Source organism: Flavobacterium sp. 103, from assembly GCF_003096795.1.
Classification (GTDB): domain Bacteria; phylum Bacteroidota; class Bacteroidia; order Flavobacteriales; family Flavobacteriaceae; genus Flavobacterium.
This window is the reverse complement of sequence record NZ_QENX01000001.1, coordinates 3,584,722-3,603,634: the sequence shown is the minus strand read 5'-3', so window position 1 is coordinate 3,603,634 and position 18,913 is coordinate 3,584,722. Positions and strand designations below refer to the sequence as shown.

Genomic DNA, 18,913 nt, shown 5'->3' with positions numbered 1-18,913 from the left:
ATTCAGTTTTAAAATCCATATTTACCAGAATGAAACCCTAGATTCAGTAAACCTTGTTTTACCTCTGGCGCATTCATAAATAATTTCCATATCAGACCAGTACGATAATTTTCAATCATTGGTGCAATGGTTCCTTGATCGATCGCCAAATAACGTGGTGTAACCCAATTAAATTGAGGTGAAAAAGCATCATAAGGCCCTGCTATTCCAACGTGAGTACTTTTCTTTTCATCATATAAATAATGCAAAAACTTCATACTTTCTTTTGGAGTATATGGAAAAGAAGACAATGCAGCTGTTGGAGTAATTACACCTAAATCATTGTCCGTGTCATGAGCAGAGTATCCTGTTGTTCCATCAGTATTTCGGGAATAACTGGCTGTAAGTCCCCAACATTTATCAGAATAGCCGTTCCATTTTTTTGGATTATCGACACAATAGCTGTATATGATTTTCGCCTGATTTTGGGTTAGTTCCCAATAGTTTGCGTACTTATCCGATAATTGAGAAGGATCTAATCCTAAATATGAATATTGGGCCCAGAATAAAGGACCTGCATTTCCATTAATCGTATTGTATTTGAATACTAAAGGAATTCCATACTGTGTTTTTCCCGTTGCAATAGTCCCGTTTCGTGTCCATCCTTCGTGATATGCGGCTGCAGGAATCGGGTGAGTTGTGGAAGCAGCTCCCAAAATGTAAGCAATCAAACACTCATTGTAGCCTTCCAATTTGAATTTCATCTCCCATTGATAAGTAGGAGACCAATGCCAGTACATCGCGTTTTCATCATTGGTGTACCAACTCCATTCTACCCCTTTCCATAGATTATCAGCTTTGGCAGATAATGCCTTTTCTTGGGTGTTTCCATCCTTGAAATATTCTCGCACGGCAATCAAACCTTGACATAAAAAAGCGGTTTCCACTATATCTCCACCGTCATCTTTGTTTCCAAAAGAAATAGCATGACCAGTGTTTCCATCTATCCAATGTGACCAAGCTCCGTGAAAACGGTCAGCTTTTTCCAGAAAATCCATTGCGGTGGTCATTCGAGTAACGGCTTCGGCTCTTGGAATAAAACCTCTTTCTACTCCAACAATCAAAGACATTAGCCCAAAACCAGAACCTCCCGTGGTTACTTTGTTAGCTTCGAAACTAGGATCTTCAGTATGGTAACGCTCCCTCCCTAATTTTGAATTAGGTTCGGCATAATCCCAAAAATACTTTATGGCATCTTTTTGAACCTGATCCATAGCTTGTTCATCTGTCAAAATAGTAACAGGAGGTTTTGGAGTTGTAGGCAATGGCGTACCTCCAGTACTCCCATCCGACGACGGATTTGATGACGAACATGAATTGAAAAAACTCAAAAAAATCAATAAGAATAAATGATTTTTCATATTTTTAGATAATATTGTTTTTGTTGGAATATGTAATTCGCATATCTATCTTCATTGGTGTTTACGACCAATTTACGGTCATGCTCATTTTTATAAAATTTAATGGATAAAAAAATACACACCTGATTTTTGTATAAATCAGGTGTGCAAAATGAATCCTTATCTGTTATCTTTTTCTAATTTATAAAGAGCAACAACTTCATTGTCAGCTAGTGCTGCGTCATAAATTCTGAATTCATCCATTAAGCCAGTATAATGAAGCATCCAGCTATCAGGGTTACCCCATGGAGCACCTAAATGTTGTTGGTAACCACCAATAATGAATTTTGAAACTTCCGAATTTGCTAGCTCTCCATATCCCACACCTCCTGCTAAAGGGTCGCTTGCGTACCTTTTAGAAATTGAAGCAGGCAAATCTAATTTTACACCATCAACATATAAGCTATAAGTAGAACTTGTTCCGTTGTAAGTCCAAACCAAATGTTTCCATGCGCCAAACATATTTTTCAAAACATTATCTCCACCATGCTCTATAAATTGTCCTGACCAAGGAATACTAGGCGTTACATCTTTTTGAATATGATTTTTCAATAACATTGTTGTTGCTGGTCCTGTACCTTCAATTAAAGTGAAAATATTTCCCCAGAAATCTGTTTTTTTAGGCAGCATAAATAATGATTGTGCTCCTCCAGTATGAGGATCCGTTTTTATCCACATTGAAACTGAAATACTTTTTAGATTTATTACAGAATTTGCCACAGTATTATAAGCAATGAATGAACTTGAAGAACCTTTATAGGCCTGCCCTTTTATACCTGCTTCATAAGTAACATTTGTTCCCAATCCGTCAGTTATTCCGTTTTTTGAATCCGTAATGTTTCCATCAAAACTAAACTTAGAAACTAAATGTGAAGCCGCAACATCATCAGAATTCTCATAACCCCCAATTGATTCATAAGGAATTGGATCGTTAACTTTATCTATACTATCCTCGTTACAGCTTGCAAAAAATTGTGCAACTATAACCGAAGTAAATAAGAAAACATATTTATATTTTTTCATTTTTAGTGTTTTTAAGAATTAATAACCAGGATTTTGAGATGATAAATTACCAGTCTGTTTTAAGAATGCTGCAGGAATAGGGAATAATTCATTTTTTCCTTCAGTAAAAACTTTCCCATCTACCGCAAAAGCTGCTTTAGCTTGACCTGTACGAACTAAGTCAAAAAATCTATCGTGTTCAAAAGCCATTTCTACTCTTCTTTCTTTCCAAATTGCTGTTCTCACATCAGCTTGAGATGCTGCAGTGGTATTGGCCAATCCGGCTCTATTTCTTATTTGGTTTAATAACGGAATAGCTTCAGATGTTTGCCCCAATTCATTTAATGCTTCAGCCTTCATTAACAAAACTTCAGCATATCTAAGGTATTTAATATCAACATCTGTTTCCCAAGCATCTGTATATGCAGATGAATATGCTTTGTAGTTGTAACGTTCGTTTTCAACAGTATTAGGCACTACTCTGCCATCATATAAGGTAGATCCTCTAAATATAATAGTAGCATTTTTTCTAACATCGCCTGCTTCATAAGCATTTACTAAACTTTGAGATGGAGTATTGAACCCCCAACCCCAACCACCGGTACCACGAGCACCTTGTGTGTTAGAATAACCTTCTATACCTTTTGCAGGAACAGCGCCTTGTGCATATATTTCGAAAATAGATTCTGAATCAAATTTCCCAGCTGGTCTATACATAGAGGCATAATCACTTACAATTGAGTAACCTACAACTTTATTACAATTATCAATTACTTTTTGCCAGTTTTTTTGATACAAACTTACTTTTGCCAATAAAGCATAAGCAGCACCTTTTGAAGCTCTAGATCTTTCATTTACTGAATAAGCCGTTTTTTCTGGTAAAGCTGTAATAGCATCATTCAAATCACTTTCGATAAAAGCATATACTTCTGCAGATGTTTTACGAGTCAACTGCATGATTCTATCAGAATCTGAACCAGGAACAGGTAAATGATCTACAATTGGTACTCCTCCGTAGCATTTTACCAAAGTAAAATACATAAAAGCTCTTAAAAACTTGGCTTCCCCAATTAATCTAGCTCTTAAATTTGGATCAGCCTTGTCTAATTTTGGAATAATATTTAGGGCCTGATTACATCTGTTAATTCCATCATAATTTGCATTAAAAGTACTCTCTGCAGATGGGTTTGAAGCATTGTAAGTTAAAGCATCTAGCACATCTTTATCTGTTCCTGTATCTCCAGGAGATGATCCTTTATCGGCATCATCAGAGGTAATACTCGAAAGACCTATCCATCCGAATGAAGTCATATCCCAATTCAAGAATTTATTATAAATGGCTGTTACAAACTGAGCTGCACCTGCATCATTATTATATAATTCTGTATCTTTCGTAGAAATAGATTCAGTTTGATCTACATCTAAATAATCGTCTGCACATCCCGCAAAAAAGAACGTTGAAAGAACAAACGTGGTTATATATATCTTTTTCATTGTATTAAAATTTTAAATTAGCACCAATTACAAATGATCTTAAAGTTGGATAAGCATCAAGCTCAACACCTTGAGTTCCGTAAGGATTTCCATCTCCATTTAATTCAGGAGAGAAACCAGAGAATTTTTGTGTAATAAATGGATTTATAGCGTTTACATAAATTCTGCAAGAGCTAATAAAATTATCACTTTCTATTGGCAGTTTGTATCCTAATGTAATATTGTTGATTCTAAAGAAATCACCAGACTCTAAATAATAAGTAGATGCAACGGGCACTTGATTAAATGGTGCAGGATTAGAAGCGGTCAGGTTATTTGGTGTCCAGAAATCTGTAGCAAGAGATTCTTCAATGTTCTCGCCTGAAAAACGCTGAGCTTTTTTACCGTTATAAACTTTTGCACCATTAGTTCCATATCCATCAACTGAAAAGTCGAAGTTTTTGTAATTTAATCCTAATGTTATTCCGTAGTTTGATTTTGGTAAACTAGATCCAACATATTTTCTGTCTGTATTTGCATTTAATGCATCTTGAGTCACTTTTTGCCCAGCTGCATTATAATACATCATTAGTCCGTTTGTCGCATCAAAACCAGCATATTCATAAATATAAAAGCTACCTAATGGCTGACCTATTGTAGTATTATCTAATAGTTTTGTATCTTGTCCGTTACCCAATCCTCCACCAATAACTGGTGATAAAATAACATCTTTCAAACCTGTCAGTTCATTTTTATTGTTCGAGAAATTACCTCCAATCCAATAACCAAAATCATCATTGATCTTGTCATCCCAACGCAAAGAAATCTCATATCCTTTGTTTGAAACTTCTCCAACGTGCGCTGGTGAAGCGACTGTAATTCCGGAAGTTGAATATGGTTTAGTATTTAAAATAACGTTTGAAGTATTTTTATCGTACAAATCAAAAGATCCTTTTAATCTACTGTCTAATAATTCAAAATCTAAACCTACAGAAGATTCCTCTGTAATTTCCCAAGATAAACTTGGGTCAATTTGAGAACTAATAGTTGTTCCACTATTTAAAATAGAGCCACCTAAATAAGCATTTTGACCAGAAGTATAAGCCTGATTGTTGAGTGGTACGTTTTGGTTACCTAATCTACCCCAACCACCTCTTAATTTCAACATGTTAATTACTTTCACATCTGTCATAAAGTTTTCTTTGGTGATAACCCAACCTAAACCAAAGGCAGGAAAATTACCCCAACGATAATCTTTAGCAAAATTTGAAGACCCATCACGTCTGATAGTTCCAGTAAACAAGTATCTCTCCATTAATTTATATTGGAAACGGCCAAAATAAGATGCTAACTTTGTTTCGTTAAAAACTTCATCTTGGTAACTTGTAATATTTGTTTCATAATCATTATCTCCTTTTAAAGACCAATAGTTAGAATCTGAATTAACATTTTTTCTAGCAATTGTCAGTTTTTCCCTTGGGCCTCTTACTGAAGTCTCTATACCAGCTGTCAACTCTACATCGTGAATTTCATTAAATACTTTATTATAAGTCAGATAATTAGACATATTCCAATTAAAATATTCTTCTCTGCCTTTAGTCAATAAATTTATATTAGCATTTGGAAATTCTTTTTCATAATCACTGGATATCTTGTTAGGGTTTGCTGCTAACCAAATATTTTTAGTGTCATCATAATTGTATTGTTTCCAAGTATAATATTCTCCATTAAATTGCGAAGTAAATTTTAATGATTTTATAATTTCATAATCTAATTTCAAACCACCCTGTAAGGTTACACTTCTTTGTTGCTCATCAAAAAAATTCAATTGAGCCACTGGATTTCCAACATTGTTAAATGCAGATCCTGATTCACTTGCAAACCCGTCATCGCCTACACGAGAAACTCCATATTTACCATCAGGAAAATAAACTGGCACAATTGGCGATTGTTTGTATGCATTTGTAAAAGCACTTAATGGCTTAGGCGCTGATTTTCCAGAGGTAAAACTGAAAGTTTGATTTAAAGTCAGTTTTTTAGAAATTTTATACTCATTATTATTTCTGAAAGTTGTACGGCCATAGTCCAAACCATTTAAAACTGCTTTTTCTTCGTAGTTTCCTAAACTAAAAAAGTACTTTATGTTTTCAGATGCGCCTGAAATAGATATGTTATTTTGAGTATAACTTCCAGTTCTGGTAATCTCGTCAAACCAGTCAGTGTTAACAGGTTGATCTTGCGAAAATGTAGTCGATTGCAACGCTACATTAGAGTAATGTGAATATTTATTACTACCGGCCATTTTAACCCTTTTTAAAGGCTCTCTCATACCTGCAAAGCTTTCAATTTCAACAGAAATCTTCTCCCCTTTACCTTTTTTAGTTGTAATAATGATTACTCCATTAGCAGCCCTTGTACCATAAATTGCAAGTGCGGATGCATCTTTTAAAATTTCGTAAGAAGTTATATCATTGGTATTAATGTTATTGATATTTTCTGTTTGCATTCCATCAACAACATATAAAGGGGTTCTTCCTCCTAAGGCAGTACCCAAACCTCTAATAATTACCGAAGGTGTACTTCCTGGTAAATCTGAAGAAACAACTTGTACCCCAGCCGCCTTACCTTGAATAGCCTGAGAAGCATTCAATACTTTGGTTTTGGAAATCTCCTCCGCTTTTATGGAAGAAATAGCTGTAGTGTTATCTATTTTCTTTCTTGTACCATATCCAATAACCACCACTTCTTTTAGTGCTGTGTCTTCGGATTCTTTTAGTGTAATTGTCATCGGTGTCAAAGTTGCTGCAACTGATACAGATTCAAAACCGACTAAACTAATTTTTAATATTGTGCCCTCTTTGGCGTTAATACTAAAATTTCCATCAAAATCAGTATCGGCAGACACATTTCCTGCAACAACAAATGCTCCAGGGATTCCGAGTCCGGTTTTATCCAATACTTTTCCTTTGATTACTTGACCAGACATATAGGCTGGAAGTAGAATGAGTGCTAAAAAGCTAAAAATAAAATTTCTCATAGGTTTGTTAAACGTTTAAGTTAGTTCAGCTAAATTAGCTAAATACAACGTTGTAGTAGCTGAAACGGTACTACTACACGAATACATCAAACCTAAATAACGCAATAATAAACCCCTATTTTACAACAATTTACAAAGAACCTGAAGTACTACATCGCAACGTGATGATGTAGTGATGATGTATTGTAATTCCATAATAAAAGCGTAAAAAAAACTTAATATTAACAAAAAAATACACTTTTTTATACAGATAATAGAAATTTAGAAAGTATTTCTTCTTGTGAAAGGCCTAATTTTTTTCTTAAGCGATAGCGATGTAGTTCTACTCCTCTAAAAGAAATATTCATCATCGGTGCTATTTCCTTTGATGAAAGATTCATTTTGAGGTACACACACAACTTAATATCCTTCGAAGTTAAGTGTGGGTATTTCTTCGAAAGTGCAATAATGAATTCATTATTAATTTGATTGAGATTGGTTTCAAAAACTTCCCATTCATGCTTATTTACAGCATTAATTTTTATGGCTTTTTTAATCTCACTTTTTAATTTATTGAAATCAGATTCTGTATCCAAGATATTTTGAATGTTTTCAATCATTTCACTTTGTTTGGCAATAGAAAGTGATTTGCCTGCCACTTCGGAAGATTTTGATTGTAATTCCAATTCCAAAATATGTTTTTCATATTCCTGGCTATTCAATTCATTTTCGGCTTTCAATTCCATTTCCAAAATTTCCTTCTGATGCTTTAATTCTTCTTTTTGCAATTTTAGCTTCTGAATGTATTTCATCTTATTCCATTTATAATAAAGATACAGGATAAGCCCAATCAAAATCATATAAACGAAAATCATCCAAGCCGAAAAATACCATGCTTTGGCCACAACAAATTCAAAATTGGCTATTTTATTATAATTTAACCCATCATTGCTATAAATAGTAACATCGTGGGAACCGCTACTTAAGTTATTCAGAAGAATCAATCCTTCTTTGATAGGAAAAAAATCTTTTGTTCCATTAATTTTATAAAATAAATCTGGTTTTGTCGCACCATAAATTCCAGATATTACATTTATCCTAAGCTCTGAATTATGATTGATTTTTGAATTGTTTTCAACCAAAATACCATTATTGAAAGCTTCAATCTTTACAGTGGTTTTCTTCTTTTCATCGTATTTTAAATCAAGTGAAATAAAACCATCATCCAGATTTAGCAGATAATTATTTTTATCCTTAAACACTTTCAAGTTATCATTGATGATTTTTCCTTTGTAATATTTCTCTTGAATACTGTTTCTGATGAATTTAGTACCCTGTGCATATATATGGTACAAAAGCCCATCCTGAAGTACCATAAAATGATTTTCATCAATAGCAACAATATCAGAGGCGTTTTTAAAATTAGTATTAAACAGTTCATTGGCTTCTAATTGATTGGTAATGGAATTAAAAGTATACCAAGAATTATCTATCAAAAAAAGAATTTCATTTCGAAATTCAAATATCTTAACTCCAAAGTCATTACTGATTTTACTGCGTTTAGTGATATTATCAACTTTGGTGGTCGCATAGTCATCATTATAAAGAATGCGATACAAACCTCTATTATTATCTGCAGCCCAAATTTCATTTTTTCTGTTTTGTGCTAGATATTTAATAGGTTTCTGTATTCCTTTTATTACTATTTTTTGGTTTAAATCATTGGCATCATTGTAAACAACAACTCCACTGTAAGTAGCTTGCAAATATGAATTATTAATACTGCTTTTGGCCAAATTCCAACCTCCGTTAATAATACTCAATTTACTGAACAATCCGTTTTTATAAATATATGTTCCCTCGTTATGACCTATGAGATACTGATCATTGATTTTACTAATATTCCAAGCTTGCCCTTGCGTGTTGGGAATTAATGAAAGTTGTTTGTCTTCATATTTGAAAACACCATGATTGGAAGCCATCAAATACCCTTTTGGAATACTTGCCACTGAATACACAGACCCTAAAATCCCAGAACTGTCATAAAATATTGAAATTGGCGAATTGACTTCAATATGGGCTATTCCATTATCAAGTCCCAGCCATAAATCATTCTCTTTATCCTGACCAATACTCAAAATTGAATTGTTCATCAAGACGTTATTTCTATTGATATTTTTATAGGATTCATCATTTAAATCCAGAATATAAACTCCTTTATTGGCAGTCCCAATAATCAATTTATTGTTTTTGATGAATTGAGCCACATTAATATTGGCCGTTTTCAATATCTCATTTAAACCATTCTTCCAGGGGCTTAAAACATTATTCTCAAACACATAAACGCCACTTTTTTTTGTAAAAAAATAAATTTTATTTTGATGTTTTTGAACACTATGAATGACATTATTTTCCAAAAGAGATAATCCATTTACTTTTTCAATTTTCCCATTAGTCAACCGAAAGATTCCTTTTTCAACTGAAGCGATCAATATCTGATTGTCGACAACAAAACAATAGGAAATCAAAAAAGGAAATTGTTTTTCCTTTATGATCTTACCGTCAAACACGAAAATACCATTGAAAGACTGAAAGTAAATTTTGTTCTTAAACTTGAATATTTTCCAGATTTCTTCATTATTATTTGCATCAAAAACTTTTTTCCCTTTCGTAATGGAAACATAATGCATCTTGGCGTCTTTACGAAACCAGTAACCGAATTCTTGATAAGAACCCGAGTAAATACGGTCTCCATCGACCATTATGGAACGAATAATTGTTTTGTTGGGCAGTGTGTATTTCTCCCATTTTACACCATCATATCGCAACAAATAATAATTATTGGCAAAATACATAGCATTGTCATTTCCCTGTACAACATTCCAAATCTGATTATCACCTTGATAATTTGATTTGCTATAATTTTCAACAAAAGGAAGCAACTCTTGAGCAAATAGTTGCGATGACATAAAACAAAAAAAGAATATGTAGAGTAGTTTAGTTTTCAAAACGAGAAGATTTTTTATCAAATATAATTACATTTCCTCAATAAAATTCACAAAAAAAGCCTCTGAATACAGAAGCTTTTTGATGAAGTGATTTTATTTTAACTCAATAGCAATTCATAAACCTGATTTGCTATTTCAATTTCTTCATTAGTAGGAATAACTAAAATTTTTGTCTTTGAATCTGTAGTATTGATTTCTCGAATTTCTTTGGAACGAATTTCGTTTTTGGCTGAATCTAATTCTAATCCAAAATAATCCATATCGGTACACACGAGTTTTCTGATGTAGGATGAATTCTCTCCAATACCGGCAGTAAAAATAATAGCATCCAACCCATTCAAAACGGCTGCATAAGAACCTATAAATTTCTTAATCCTATAGGCATTCATATCCAAAGCTAGTTGACAATCCAAATTTCCTTTTGCGGCATTGCTTTCGATATCTCTCAAATCACTAAATCCGGTAAGACCAAGCATTCCGCTTTGTTTTTGCAGCAAATTGTTTACGGCATCCAATGAATATCCCAATGAATTCACCATGTGAAAAATTATTGACTGATCTACATCGCCACTTCGCGTTCCCATAATCAAACCGTTCATAGGTGCAAATCCGAGAGTATGATCAATACTTTTCCCATCTTTTATGGCTGTCATACTGCATCCGTTTCCTAGATGTATCGTAATGATTTTAGATGATTTTCCAGAATTATTTTCATTCAAATAACGAATTGCTTTTTCTGAAACATATTTGTGACTCGTTCCATGAAAACCATAGACACGTATCTTATTTTCTGTCAAAAGATAATTGGGTAATGCATATTTGTGAGCTACAACAGGAATAGTTTGATGAAAAGCAGTATCAAAAACAGCTACTTGTTTTGCAGAACTGAAAATTTCCTCGGCAACATTTATCCCTTCCAAATTGGCGGGATTATGCAAAGGCGCCAAATCTGAAAGTTGTCTTATCTTCTCCTTAACCTCTTTTGTAATCGTAACTGTATTCGAAAAATCGCTTCCTCCGTGCACTACACGATGACCAACTGCCTCAATTTCCGAGGTACTTTTGATAACACCAACTTTATCATCCATTAACAATTGGGAAATCTTCTGCAATCCTATTTTATGATTTGCAATTGGCAACGTTTCCTCTACTTTGACAGTATTGGTTACATAACTAAAATTTGATGATTCTAAACCAATTCTATCAATCATTCCACTACAAATTACTTCATTGGCAGGCATATCAATCATTTGATATTTAATAGACGAACTTCCCGAGTTTATAATTATTATTTTCATTTATTTATTTTTTAGTGAGCTTCTGAGAGGCTAAGATTCTAAGATTTTGAGTTTATAAGCAGCATTTATTTTTTAATGATCTTAGCAACTTAGAGTCTAAGTATCTTAGCAACTTTTTTTTACAAATCCTGTGCTTGTATAGCTGTAATTACTACTGTATTTATGATATCATCGACGGTACAACCACGACTCAAGTCATTTACTGGTTTGTTTAAACCTTGTAACATTGGTCCAATCGCCAATGCGCCAGTTTCTCTTTGAACCGCTTTGTATGTATTGTTTCCAGTGTTCAAATCGGGAAAAATCAATACACTCGCACGACCGGCAACTTCGGAATTTGGCATTTTGCTTTGCCCTACTTCTAAGTCAACTGCGGCATCGTACTGTATTGGTCCTTCGATTTTAAGATCTGGGCGTTTTTGTTTTACTATTTCGGTTGCAAGTCGTACTTTTTCAACTTCATCCCCTTTTCCAGAGGTTCCTGATGAGTAGGATAACATGGCTATTTTTGGTTCAATTCCAAAAGAAATACTCGAATCGGCAGATGAAATAGCTATTTCTGCCAATTGCTCCGCAGTTGGGTTCGGATTGATGGCACAATCTCCAAAAACAGAAACGCGGTCTTCCAAACACATGAAAAATACTGAAGAGACTACTGATGAATTTGGTTTGGTTTTAATAAACTGCAACGCTGGTAAAATGGTATGCTGTGTAGTATGTGCAGCACCCGAGACCATTCCGTCTGCATGCCCTTTATAGACCATCATTGTTCCAAAATAGGAAACATCTTCCATTAAATCTCTAGCCATTCCAAGAGTTACATTTTTGGCTTTTCGCAACTCATAATAAGTATTTACGTAATCCTCATAATTTTCAGATTCAATTGGATTAATGATTGGCACTTTAGAAAAGTCAAAATCCAAACCTAATTCTGCAACTTTACTTTCTATTTGTTTTTTATTTCCAATAATAGAAATATCCACTACATCCATTGCCAGCAAACGAGAGGCTGCTATAATAATCCTTTCATCATTTCCTTCCGGCAAAACAATATGTTTTCTATGGGCTTTGGCTCTTTTCACCATATTGTATTGAAACATTTTAGGTGTCATTCCTTCTGCCTTAAAGGCATTAAACTTATCGATTAACACATCTAAATCAACGTATTTATCAAATGTATTTATCGATGTCTCAATTTTTTGAATATTATTGGCATATATTTTTGACTTAATATTTCCAATTTGATTGGCAATATGATAGGTACCGCCTTCCACTGTGATAATTGGCACCACTGATGACAAACCCTCAATTAATTTCAAAATACTGTCCTCGGGTATTATATTCCCTGTTAAAACAATACCTGAAACTGTTGGATAATTGGCTGACTCATTTGCCTGTAATGCCCCTAGAATAATATCGGCTCTGTCGCCTGGAGTGATAATAAGGTTATTTTCTTTAAGGTGTAACAGGTAGTTACATAATTGCATCGCACCAATGCTATAACTACTCACCTGATTGTTCAAATATTCCTGGCCAAACAATACTTTAGCATTCAATACTTCAACGATTTCTTGCATCGTAGGATTATTCAAACTACTAATTAATGGAATCGAATTGACTAGAATTGATTCTGGCAAACTTTTCTGCAATCCAGTTGTCACCAATTCTAAATTTTCAGGTTGCACTTTATTTGCAATTACCGCCAATACTTCAACTTCTTTTACTTTAAATGAATTATAGGCTAAATTCAAATTGTCGATTAATTCTTCTAATGTTTTCCCTTCTCCGGAGCCAACAATTATGGTAGGAATTCCAAGATTTTTGGCAATCAGCACATTCATGTCCAATTCTATGACAGTTCCTTCTCCCGTAAAACTAGTTCCTTCAACCAACACAAAATCAAAACGGTCTTCCAGTTGTTTGTATTTTTCAATAATCAAATCAACAACTTCACCTAATTTTCCATTATTTTTTTTCTTGATTAATTTACTTTTTGTAATCGCATAAGCATCTTCATATGTAATATCTAAATCAAAATAAGATATAACCATCTCGATATGAGTATCCTTTTTTCCCTCTTCATAATCTTCAATCACAGGCCTGAAATAACCCACTTTTGCAGTCTTTCCCAACAGCATTCTCAGTAACCCCAGGGTAATTATTGTCTTACCGCAATTCTCCTCAATCGTTGCGATATATATAGCTTTTTTCATATTGATACTTTTAAAATTTAAAACCTTTAAACGCTTTGATACAAAATTATATCTTTAATTTTCTACTAAATATGACCAAAATCAGCTTTAAATAATAAACTGTTATTTAACCACAAAAATTAAAACCATCTTCGCCTTTTGAAATAAAAAACCATCCCAATTACTACCAAGAACATAAAGGCCATCACCAGATAATATCCATTGTGAGCTCTCAATTCGGGCATATTGTCGAAATTCATCCCGTAAACTCCCACAATAAAAGTAAGCGGAATAAATATCACCGAAATAATAGTCAGTGTTTTCATAATCTCATTCATCTTATGCGTTTGTGCCGCAAAAAAGAAATTAGATGCACTTTCCAGAGATCCCATATCGGAATCTATTTGTTCCAAAAGTTCAAGACATTTTTGATGCAAACGGGTAAAAAAACTAAAATTATCCGGATCAATTTCATTAAATACATTATCCTCTTTAATGCTTTTGATATCATATAATGAATCCCGAAGCGGAATAATGGAACGTTTCAGGAAATTAAAATTATCCCTATGCTTTTCAATTTTTTCCAAAATAATAGGATCGGCACTATTTTTGGTCATATCAATTAAATCTTCAATTTTGTCCTCTTCATTTTCAAGAGTTATGTAAAAGTTACCTATAATGGCATCCAACAGAATATACAATAAATAGTCTGCATTCTTGGTGCGTACAATTCCCGAATTAGTTCGAATACGTTCCCTAATATGAGTAAAAAAATCACTCCTTTTTTCCTGAAAAGAAATTAAAATTCCTTTTTTTAGCAAAAAACTTATTTGCTCCACTCTTATATCATCAGTGGTTTCTGAAGGCAGCATTGATTTTATATTAAAAAATAAAACATCTTTTTCCTCTTCAAGTTTGGTTCTTTTGGTGGTATTTAAAATATCAGCCAACATAAAATCATCGATATTAAAATGGTCTGCTATTTCTTTAAGCAAATTAATATCTGTTAATCCATGAATATTTAACCAATTTATTTTAGCTAAATCAATATGCTTTTCCAAGTTAGCAATAGTACCATTCTCATATTCACCAACCGTACAATCGTCATAAACAAACAATTGCATCTCGATCTCTTTGTTTCTGTGCAAACCAGTATACTCTAGTGTATAAGGCTGTAGCCGTTTACCTTTCTTGTATTTAATCTTTCTCATAAAATAATTTGTAAAGTAATATTACGAAAAAAAATATAATGTATTTGACTTTAAAGCATAAAAAAACCGAGCTATTACTAGCTCGGTTCCTTATTTATTATGTTGCGGAAATGCACCAAAATGCATCTCTACGAGAAATAATTATTTTACTTCTTCGAATTCAACGTCTTCAACATTGTCTCCTTGCGCTTGAGCTTGTGGCTCAGCAGCTTGTTGACCTTGTTCTCCTTGAGCGTACATAGCTTCAGTAGCTTTTTTCCAAGCTGCATTGATGTTGTCAAGAGCAGTTTGAATTGCAGGAATGTCTTGAGATTGGTGAGCCATTCTCAATTCAGTCAATGCATACTCAATAGCCACTTTGTTATCATCAGACAATTTAGCTCCAAGTTCTTTCAATTGAGACTCAGTTTGGAAGATCATTCCATCAGCTTCGTTTAATTTTTCAGCTCTTTCTCTTGCAATTTTGTCAGATTCAGCGTTAGCTTCAGCATCTTGTTTCATTCTTTCGATTTCTTCAGAAGTCAATCCAGAAGAAGCTTCGATACGAATGTCGTGAGATTTACCTGTTCCTTTGTCAGTAGCAGTTACTTTGATAATACCATTAGCATCGATGTCAAAAGCAACTTCGATTTGAGGAACTCCTCTTGGTGCTGGTGGAATACCATCTAAGTGGAAACGACCGATAGTTTTGTTATCTGCAGCCATTGCTCTAGCTCCTTGCAATACGTGAAGCTCAACAGATGGTTGAGAATCAGAAGCAGTAGAGAATACTTGAGATTTTTTAGTTGGGATAGTTGTATTAGCTTCAATTAATGTAGTCATAACACCACCCATAGTTTCGATACCTAAAGATAAAGGTGTAACGTCAAGTAACAATACATCTTTTACATCTCCAGAAAGAACTCCACCTTGAATAGCTGCTCCAATTGCAACAACTTCATCAGGGTTAACTCCTTTAGACGCTTTTTTACCGAAGAATTTTTCAACCTCTTCAACGATTCTTGGGATACGAGTAGAACCTCCTACCAAGATAACTTCGTCAATGTCATTTACTGTTAAATTTGCATTTTTCAACGCTTTAGCAACTGGTGCCATAGAACGTTTTACTAATGAATCAGTCAATTTTTCAAATTGAGCTCTAGTTAATTTTTTAACTAAGTGTTTTGGTCCAGAAGCTGTAGCAGTTACGTAAGGTAAGTTGATTTCAGTTTCTGCAGAAGATGACAATTCAATTTTAGCTTTCTCAGCAGCTTCTTTAATACGTTGCAATGACATTGGATCCAAACGCAAATCGATACCTTCTTCAGCTTTAAATTCGTCTGCTAACCAGTCAATAATTTCGTGGTCAAAATCATCTCCTCCTAAGTGAGTATCTCCATCTGTAGATAATACTTCGAATACACCATCTCCTAATTCAAGAACAGAGATATCAAAAGTACCTCCTCCTAAATCGTAAACAGCAATTTTTTGATCAGTTCCTTTTTTATCCAAACCGTAAGCCAATGCCGCAGCAGTTGGTTCGTTGATGATACGCATTACTTTAAGACCTGCAATTTCACCAGCTTCTTTTGTAGCTTGACGTTGTGCATCATTAAAGTAAGCAGGAACAGTAATAACCGCTTCAGTAACTGTTTGACCTAAATAGTCTTCAGCAGTTTTTTTCATTTTTTGAAGTGTCATAGCTGACAATTCCTGTGCAGTGTACAAACGACCATCAATATCCACACGTGGAGTATTGTTGTCACCTTTTACTACAGAATAAGGAACTCTTTTTGCTTCTTCAGTGATTTCAGCAAAAGAATGTCCCATAAAACGTTTGATAGAAGCAATAGTCTTAGTTGGGTTAGTTACTGCTTGTCTTTTCGCAGGATCACCCACTTTAATTTCTCCACCTTCAACAAAAGCGATGATAGATGGTGTTGTTCTTTTTCCTTCAGCATTAGGGATTACTACTGCTTCATTACCTTCCATTACAGAAACACAAGAGTTTGTTGTACCTAAATCAATTCCGATTATTTTACCCATTTTTAATATATTTAATTTTTATTGTATACTTATTTTAACGGCTCGAAGACTCTAAGGCAATCTTTATGCCAATATAAAAAACCGAGTAAATTGTCAGTTTTATTTACAATTGTCATAAAACAATATGACAAACTGACATTTTAAGAATCGGTTGGGCAAGTCCCCATTATGCAAAGAGGCCAAATAGAGCACATGCTTATTCGGCCTCTTTACAAAATGCGGTCAGGCTATTGTTATTACTTTCGCAATTACTTGTTACCATCTAAAGTCTTAACGTCATTAGTCTATGAAAAGAAATTTTATCTTTTTAAACTAAAATAAATTTTGAAAATTATGCGATTAATTTGAAACCAACAAAAAACAACATAACTGCTATGGCGTTTCTAAGTAATAAATCAGGTAATTTACCGCTTAGCATACTTCCTATATATATTCCCGGAAGTGACCCCATTAATAACTGTCCAAGCAAAGTCAAATCTAAATTCCCCATAGAGGCATGTCCCAATCCAGCAACAAGCGTTAAAGGTACAGCATGAGCAATTTCGGTTCCAACCAATCGAGGCGTTGGTAATATCGGATATAAGAAAAATAAAGTCACAGTACCTAATGCACCCGCTCCAATCGAAGTAAGTGTCACAGTAGCTCCTAACATTACGCCAATAGCAACTGTCAATAAATTTTGGGTTCTACTCTCACTATGGAATTTATCCCCTGCATGTTTTTGGGAAAATACCATTATTTTATTTTTGAATAAAATAGCAACTGATGTAAAAACTAGCGCCCAGCCCAAACTGTATTTTATCATTTTATTCAACTCGGTCGTATCAGTATTCAAACTATGGAGAATCCACAGAGTCAATAAAGCCGCGGGAACACTACCCAAAGAAAGCCAACCTGTAATAGTCCAATTGATATTTTTCTTTTTATTATGCACAAAAACACCCCCAGCTTTGGTCACTGCTGCATATAATAAATCGGTACCAACGGCTGTTGTCGGGGGGATACCAAACCACAATAAAATTGGAGTCATCAAAGAACCTCCTCCTACACCAGTCATTCCTACCACAAAACCAACTACTAAACCTGCAACTACTAAACCTATTTGAAAATCCATAAAAGAGACTTGATTTTTTTTTGATGGCAAAAATAAAGAAAACAACTTATATTATAGTCAACTTGTCGAGTTAAGATTTAGTTTTCAGCCATTAAACTCCATGAATTTACGGTCAAATAACTATCATCATAAATTCGCCTCATTGCACTAGCGCACCAAAATATTGTCAAAATCATTTTAAACCCGACCAAAATCATAGAAATTTACTTTTTTTCTAAAAAAAACACAAACATTTATTAAATACCCTATAAGTCAACTAGGTTATGTGGAATTGATTTAAATTATAAAAATGAAATGTTAAAATATAAAAATATAAGAAATATCGCCTAAAAATATTTGAAAAAAGCAAAAAAAATAGAAAAAAGATGCTATAAATAATTAAAAAAAATCAAACAAAAATGTAAATTGTCTTTATGTCCAACTTGAATATGCTCAAAAATTCAAATCACTTTTTTGTAACTTTGCCTCATTGAAATCCAATAAAATGAACATCAAACTTATCGCCATCGGCAAAACCGACAATAAATCATTACAAACCTTAATCGACGATTATACCAGACGATTGTCTTTTTACATCAAGTTTGATTTAGAAATTATTCCAGATATCAAGAACGTAAAAAATTTATCGGAAAGCCAGCAAAAAGAAAAGGAAGGCGAACTTATCTTGTCCAAAATAACTCCCACTGACCAGCTTATTTTATTGGATGAAAACGGAAAAACCTTTTCCAGCGTTGCCTTCTCTACCGAGTTACAAAAGAAGATGAACTCGGGCGTAAAAACACTAGTATTCGTGATTGGTGGTCCTTATGGTTTTTCGGATACGGTTTATGCCAAGGCAAATGGAAAAATTTCACTTTCCTTAATGACATTTTCACATCAAATGGTGCGCTTATTTTTTATCGAGCAATTGTACCGTGGATTTACTATTTTGAGAAATGAACCATATCATCACCAATAAGCTCTAAACTTTTAAAATAATCCCAACACCTCATATCGTCTTTACAATCAAGTTTTTACACTAAAAAAAAAAACATCAATCAAAAATAAAACATTACCTTTGATATCATTCTTATCTTTTTAAGATAAAAATCAATAAATATATTTTTTAAACCAGTTATTAATTTAAAAATATATT

At 33.7% G+C, this 18,913-nt stretch carries 11 protein-coding genes; 1 reads left to right on the top strand and 10 read right to left on the bottom strand.

Going from position 1 to position 18,913, the window contains the following annotated elements; all coding sequences use genetic code 11:
• Positions 1-8 precede the first annotated feature (8 nt).
• From C8C85_RS15275 to C8C85_RS15230, 10 genes are all read right to left on the bottom strand, one after another.
• Positions 9-1,400 carry a glucoamylase family protein gene (locus tag C8C85_RS15275; protein WP_116797836.1) on the bottom strand — a complete coding sequence of 464 codons (1,392 nt, stop codon included), beginning with the start codon at positions 1,398-1,400 and terminating at the stop codon, positions 9-11.
• A 159-nt stretch (positions 1,401-1,559) separates the two neighbouring features.
• Positions 1,560-2,462, bottom strand: coding sequence for a LamG domain-containing protein (locus tag C8C85_RS15270; RefSeq protein WP_116797835.1), 903 nt, complete (start codon positions 2,460-2,462; stop codon positions 1,560-1,562).
• A gap of 18 nt (positions 2,463-2,480) precedes the next feature.
• The gene (locus C8C85_RS15265) at positions 2,481-3,935 is read right to left on the bottom strand and encodes a RagB/SusD family nutrient uptake outer membrane protein (protein WP_116797834.1); all 1,455 of its coding nucleotides are present in this window, start codon (positions 3,933-3,935) and stop codon (positions 2,481-2,483) included.
• 4 nt (positions 3,936-3,939) lie between these two features.
• Positions 3,940-6,951 (bottom strand): SusC/RagA family TonB-linked outer membrane protein, encoded by a 3,012-nt coding sequence (locus C8C85_RS15260; RefSeq protein ID WP_116797833.1) that lies wholly within the window; start codon positions 6,949-6,951, stop codon positions 3,940-3,942.
• 242 nt (positions 6,952-7,193) lie between these two features.
• A complete protein-coding gene (locus C8C85_RS15255) occupies positions 7,194-9,899 on the bottom strand; it encodes a histidine kinase (protein WP_165818128.1) in 2,706 nt (901 codons plus the stop codon).
• Positions 9,900-10,036: 137 nt separating this feature from the next.
• The gene (locus tag C8C85_RS15250) at positions 10,037-11,236 is read right to left on the bottom strand and encodes an acetate/propionate family kinase (RefSeq protein ID WP_116797832.1); all 1,200 of its coding nucleotides are present in this window, start codon (positions 11,234-11,236) and stop codon (positions 10,037-10,039) included.
• Positions 11,237-11,355: 119 nt separating this feature from the next.
• The gene (pta, locus tag C8C85_RS15245; RefSeq protein ID WP_116797831.1) at positions 11,356-13,449 is read right to left on the bottom strand and encodes a phosphate acetyltransferase; all 2,094 of its coding nucleotides are present in this window, start codon (positions 13,447-13,449) and stop codon (positions 11,356-11,358) included.
• A gap of 119 nt (positions 13,450-13,568) precedes the next feature.
• The gene (gene corA, locus C8C85_RS15240) at positions 13,569-14,639 is read right to left on the bottom strand and encodes a magnesium/cobalt transporter CorA (protein WP_116797830.1); all 1,071 of its coding nucleotides are present in this window, start codon (positions 14,637-14,639) and stop codon (positions 13,569-13,571) included.
• 141 nt (positions 14,640-14,780) lie between these two features.
• A complete protein-coding gene (dnaK, locus tag C8C85_RS15235) occupies positions 14,781-16,664 on the bottom strand; it encodes a molecular chaperone DnaK (protein WP_116797829.1) in 1,884 nt (627 codons plus the stop codon).
• 331 nt (positions 16,665-16,995) lie between these two features.
• Complete coding sequence (locus C8C85_RS15230; RefSeq protein ID WP_116797828.1) at positions 16,996-17,778, bottom strand: sulfite exporter TauE/SafE family protein; 783 nt, start codon at positions 17,776-17,778, stop codon at positions 16,996-16,998.
• 484 nt (positions 17,779-18,262) lie between these two features.
• Here C8C85_RS15230 and rlmH point away from each other — a divergent pair, with 484 nt between their 5' ends.
• Positions 18,263-18,736: a 23S rRNA (pseudouridine(1915)-N(3))-methyltransferase RlmH gene (rlmH, locus tag C8C85_RS15225; RefSeq protein WP_116797827.1), complete on the top strand. Its 474-nt coding sequence runs from the start codon at positions 18,263-18,265 to the stop codon at positions 18,734-18,736.
• The last annotated feature ends 177 nt before the right edge of the window (positions 18,737-18,913 follow it).